Consider the following 5,259-nt stretch of genomic DNA (forward strand, 5'->3'; position numbering starts at 1 on the left):
TATGGCAACGCGGACGAGGAAAGCCGCGTCCCATTGGCGTTAGTCGTGTGCAGTGTGTTGGGCGCGGTGCTCATCGGATTGGGAATTATCCTCGTACTCGCGCACAATTGGGACGAAATGTCCAGGTCGACGCGTACGGTAATCTCGTTCGCTCCGTTGCTGATTGGCCAAGCGCTCGCAGCGGTCGCGCTCATTCGAAAACCCGGTTCCGTGGCGTGGGCAGAGGGCGCAGGCGCGTTCCTGGCGTTGGCCATCGGGTCGTCGATTGCCCTCGTCGGCCAAACCTATCACTTGCCGGGTGACCTTGGATCCTTCACGCTAACGTGGTTGCTACTGGGCCTGCCCATCGTGTACGTCCTGAACGCGAGTGTCCCCGCGATATTCTATATGGCCGGAACCACTGCGTGGACGGCCTACATGTTTAGTGAGCAAGCGACGACGATCTGGTTCTACCCGCTGGCCGCGCTCATTGTCCCTCACCTGGTGATTGCCTATCGACGAAGCATGGTGGGTATACGCGCGACGTGGTTGTCTTGGGCCGTCGTACTATCGCTGAGCATTGTGACGGGGCTCGCGCTCGACAAATCGATGCCCGGCCTTTGGATTGTCGTGTACATGAGTCTGTTTGCGGTCATGTACCTTTCCGGAACATGGGCGTCGGAGAATTCGGGGCGATTCTGGCGAAACCCTTACCGCACGGTGGGCGCCGCAGGCATCGTTGTCCTGGCGTTCATGTTCAGTTACGAATGGCCGTGGGACGAGATCGGCTGGAAGTACTACCGCACTTCGTACGATAGCGGAAGCTGGCGCGCGATCCCCGACTACGTGCTCGTAACGTCCCTCTTCATTCTCGCCATGTTACTCCTCGTACGCACGCTATACCGCGGCGATCGCGGTGCTGCCCCGCTGGGCGCCGCGCCGGTGTTGGCGCTAATTGCATATCTGGTGGGTGCGGGCGATCCGGAAAGTCCCATTCCTCCGCTGCTGTTCAATCTCTACGTGCTCGCGGCGGGGGTCGGTGTGACCGCAAACGGCCTGCGAACCGGCCACCTCGGTATCGTGAACGGCGGACTCGCCATTCTCTCCGGGTGGATCATTGCGCGCTTCGTCGACGCAGACATGGGCTTCGTAGCGCGAGGTCTCGCGTTCATCACACTGGGATCCGCATTCCTCATTACCAATCTCGTGCTGATGCGGCGCAGGAGGAAACAGGCATGATGCGGCCGCTAAAACTCGTACTGTTTGGGGCCATGGCCCTGGCGCAACTTGCCGTCCCTACATGGATGATCGTGGGCCGGGAATGGGCGTTGCGCAACGGAACCACATTCAAATTTCTCACCGCTCCCATCGATCCCTACGATGCATTTCGTGGTCGTTACGTCGCGTTGGCGTTCGACGCCTATCACGTCCCGGTCGACAGCCTCGACGGATGGTTTTCCGGCGACATCGCGTACGTGACCGTTGAAGAGGGACCGGACGGCTATGCGCGTCTAGCCTCCGCCAGCAAGACGCCGCCCGCCACGCCGAACTACATCAAAACAACCATGAGCTACCCCATGCCGGCGGACTCGAATTCCGTTACCCCGAACACAAACGAGATTTGCGTCGAACTGCCCTTCGATCGCTTCTACATGGAGGAGACGCTTGCTCCCAAGGCCGAGCAGGCCTACCGCGAGCACAGTACCCGAACTACTCATGACTGCTACGCGGCCGTCCGCATCTACAATGGCCAGGCAGCCATCGAAAACCTCTACATCGTGGGCAAACCCATCGGCGAATATCTCATCCAGGAGTGAGGCCGCTTTTCGGACGGTCCGAGTTCCCCCCCTCGCGACAGCGCTATGAAGTGGTCGTAGCCCTTACCAGAAACGCCTCCATCGCTTTCCGATCTTTCACATCCACCGGCGGTGTCGTCCGCGTAATTAGACCCAGTGCGCTGGCTTCAAACGCGATGACTTTTTCCGCGTTCGGCTCGGCGATATGTTTGCGCACGTTTTCGCGCAGGATGGGAAGCATCCGTTGCGGATCGCGCTGGCATAATAACAAGGCTCTTGTGTACCCCTTCCCATACTGCAGCATACTCAATGGAAGAATAGACTCCCTCAGCACAATCTCCATGAGTCGCGGATCGTCGCTATCCTCAAGCAGTCTCAGGGCTCTTATGCCATAGGGTTTCTTGAGCGCCAGTTCCTTGAACAGCCGGTACCCCTCCTCATGCTTGAGCGTGAGCAGCCCCTTTGTGAGTTTCACCTGGTCTTCATCCGTGAGCCGTTGGATGTCTTTCGCGGCGAACAGCAGCAGATCAATCATCGAAGCGTCGCCCAGTTGGGCCAAGGCAATCGCGATGTCCGTCTGCCAGATGTGATGCGGCGTCTGGAGCGTCCCCCGCAACCACTCGACACGCGACTTGCCCTGATTCTCCGCCCACCAAGCCGCCCAGCGCTCGGGCTGATTCGGCAGCTTCTCGTGCTTTTCTCCATAGCGGTAGCCCGTGGTCTGCTCAAGCACGTCAAGCAGCAGATACAGGTCCATCTGCGGGAGGCTCGGGTCCTTCGCGTAGGCCTTTTGAAGAATTTCGATCAAGGGTCCTACCGCACGCTCGTCCTTGAGTTCCAAGAGCGTATTGAGCGCCCAATCCGGCCGTGTGTACAACTGATCCAGGGCATCCCGCGCGCGGTCCACCTGCCTGAGCCCCTGGATGGTCTCGCCATCAAGCTGGAATTGGACCTGATCGACTCCGAATTCGTCGTATGTACGTACCGTCACGCTTGTGGCATCGTGGTCGACCGTCACGTTACCCGGCGCGTCGTTCAGCTCAACGTGTCTGCCGGTGTAGGGATTGACGCACACGGTGTACGCGAAGTAATCCGCATAGACCTGCGCGATCTCGTCGAGCGATGCCCCTTGGAACCCGCCGTGCGCCTCCGCAATCCCGCGCAGCTCGTCAACGGGGCGCAGCACGTTCGTCGTTTGAGCGCGGGGCATTTCCACCGTATCGGTGATCGGAAGCTCGGCATATTTCACGGCGCCTGTCGCGCCTGCGGCGCCTGCTCCCACGGCTATCAGTACAAGCAGCACACCCCACCGCCGTTTGGGCACGCGCCTCGTCCACAGAATGGCTACGAGCGTTCCCACGAACGACACCGCAATCCAGACCTTAAGCCCGGCGGTCATCGCGAGAATGACTGCCGCGTCTTTCGCATAGAGCTTTTGTCTGAAAGGCCCCGTGGACGCCAGATCGAACACGATGTCCGCATCCATATCCTGCGTGCGGACCGTTCCCGCAAGCTTCGTGATTGCCGCCTTCTCCCATAGGTCATTCCGTAGTCCCGGGTGTTGAATCGGGCTCGGCAATTCCGACGCCGCATATTGGTCACCTACGTTACCGAATTTCTTGAGCGGCCCCGAGCAACATTCGCGTGTGAGCAACTTCGATGCAACGCCTTCGTTGGAGACAACGAACAATTCCAGATACACATCCGAAGCGGAGAGCGCCGTGAGACGCATGGGGTAGATGGGGCGCTGCGCGGGAAACACGAGGGTCAACGGATGCGGCGCGACGACCCCGGCGCCGTCCCGTCGTAGCTTTGCGGCCACAAACCGCCACCCTTCCGCGAGGTAGCCGGCCACGATGGTATCGCCGTTGCCCGGCAACTCCGAGAAGCCGTTTTCGGTGAGCCACGCGCGCAGGTCTTCTGCCTTCTCGGCCTTCAGCGTTACAACATCGTAACTGCCGATGGTTGCCGCAGACTCCACCGTGACGCTGCTCGGACCCGGCTTCTGACCGGCTGTTTCGGTGCTAGCCGCGTCTGGAGGAAAGAACATGTGCGACGCAAACAGGAAATGGGAAATAGCCACCGCGAAAGCGGCGACTGCGGTATTGGCCAAGAGGCGTTTCCAGGATGCTCTCGACAGGGTGCACCAGAATGCCCACCATGTACATACGCCGGCGATCCAGACCAGTTGCCGCAGGCCGCGATACATGTATTTACCATCGACAATGCGCGGCCGCACATATGTTGCAAGCATCTGAATGCCGCCGACCGATCCCTTCGAGATATCGGTAGGGGTGGCGGGTACCGGCACAATCCAGCCTAATGTCCCCCCATCGGCGTCGACCGCAGTATGGATAGTCAGACGTTCAACCCCGTCCTTGTAGGATATAATCGCCCGCTGCCACGGAATCGCCGGGAGCTTCTTCTGCAAACGGTCCTTGGCAAAGATCCCATCCGCCTTACACGGCAGCACTCCAGCACCCAGCGCGATGGCCCCCAACACCACAAACAACCCGCGCAAGCCTATTCGCCTAGTTACCATGGCTTCCCCCTCGTCAGAGCTTGGGCCTTGATTCTCCGGGTCGTATGAAACTTCTCTGCCTGTCCCTACCCCAGCACCTTCTTGCAGACTTCGTTCAACGTCTTCCCGTCTACCAGGTCGCCGAGTTCTTTCTTCATCGCGCCGGTAAGCTTGCCCGGGTGATTCAGCTCTGGGTGCTCCGCCAAATACGCCCGCACCCGCGCTTCGGTCTCATCCGCGGAGAGTTGCTTGGGCAGATAGCCGTCAATGACCTGGATTTCCGCTTCCGTCTTCGCGGCTTCGTCGGCCTTGCCAAGCTCCTTGAACAATTCCAGCGACTGCTGCCGCTTCCGGATTTCGCCTCGGAGCGTTGCCACGGCGACTTCCTCTGAAATGTCCTGCCCCGTTTCCTTTTCCTTGAGCAGAAGGGCCGCCTTCACCATGCGGAGGCATTCGAGGCGGTCCTTCTCGCCCGCTTTCATGGCGGACTTCATATCATCCTGAACACGCTCGCGAATAGACATAGACACCTCCGGGGATTTGCTTTATACGATACTATAACGCGGGGTTTTCGAGGATGCAAAGACCGGAATCGCTGCACGCTTCATCAAATAGTGTTCAACAGTGACAATTTTGGTCTTCCGGCTGCCTCAAGATTCATCTGTGAACGATATGACAACTTTCGCAATTTGGCCCACGTCAACAGTTTAACAAATATTACTGAACTGGTACGGTACTTGCTCAATCCCTTGTGGCGGAAGTGTTATCCGGGCCGCAATCGGACGGCCTGGTAGAGTCCGCTGAGAGGGGAAGGTTGAGTATTATGGGCAACCGCTTTCCGACTGATTTGGAGCGCCAGGCGGCGTTCGTGTTCCAGGAACTGGATCACGTGCTTGGTTGTCTCTCGGATGAGGTCGCCCACGCACTTGACGGGCAGAATCAATTGGACCCCGCCAACCTGTC

The 5,259-nt window shown here is 59.0% G+C and carries 4 protein-coding genes; 2 read left to right on the forward strand and 2 right to left on the reverse strand.

What is annotated here, in order from left to right:
• Positions 1 to 1,218, forward strand: a 1,218-nt coding sequence (locus tag K1Y02_25045) for a DUF2157 domain-containing protein (GenBank protein MBX7259647.1), incomplete at its 5' end; no start/stop codon positions are given.
• The gene (locus K1Y02_25050) at positions 1,215 to 1,796 is read left to right on the forward strand and encodes a GDYXXLXY domain-containing protein (protein ID MBX7259648.1); all 582 of its coding nucleotides are present in this window, start codon (positions 1,215 to 1,217) and stop codon (positions 1,794 to 1,796) included. The genes K1Y02_25045 and K1Y02_25050, both read left to right, overlap by 4 nt.
• Before the next feature lie 43 nt (positions 1,797 to 1,839).
• Here K1Y02_25050 and K1Y02_25055 read toward each other — a convergent pair whose 3' ends face one another.
• Both K1Y02_25055 and K1Y02_25060 read right to left on the reverse strand, forming a co-directional pair.
• Entirely contained in the window at positions 1,840 to 4,317 is a 2,478-nt protein-coding gene (locus K1Y02_25055; protein ID MBX7259649.1) for a DUF2330 domain-containing protein, read from the reverse strand.
• Positions 4,318 to 4,382: 65 nt separating this feature from the next.
• Entirely contained in the window at positions 4,383 to 4,820 is a 438-nt protein-coding gene (locus K1Y02_25060; protein ID MBX7259650.1) for a GatB/YqeY domain-containing protein, read from the reverse strand.
• Positions 4,821 to 5,259 lie beyond the last annotated feature (439 nt).

It is taken from the genome of Candidatus Hydrogenedentota bacterium (genome assembly GCA_019695095.1).
Classification (GTDB): Bacteria; Hydrogenedentota; Hydrogenedentia; order Hydrogenedentales; family SLHB01; genus JAIBAQ01.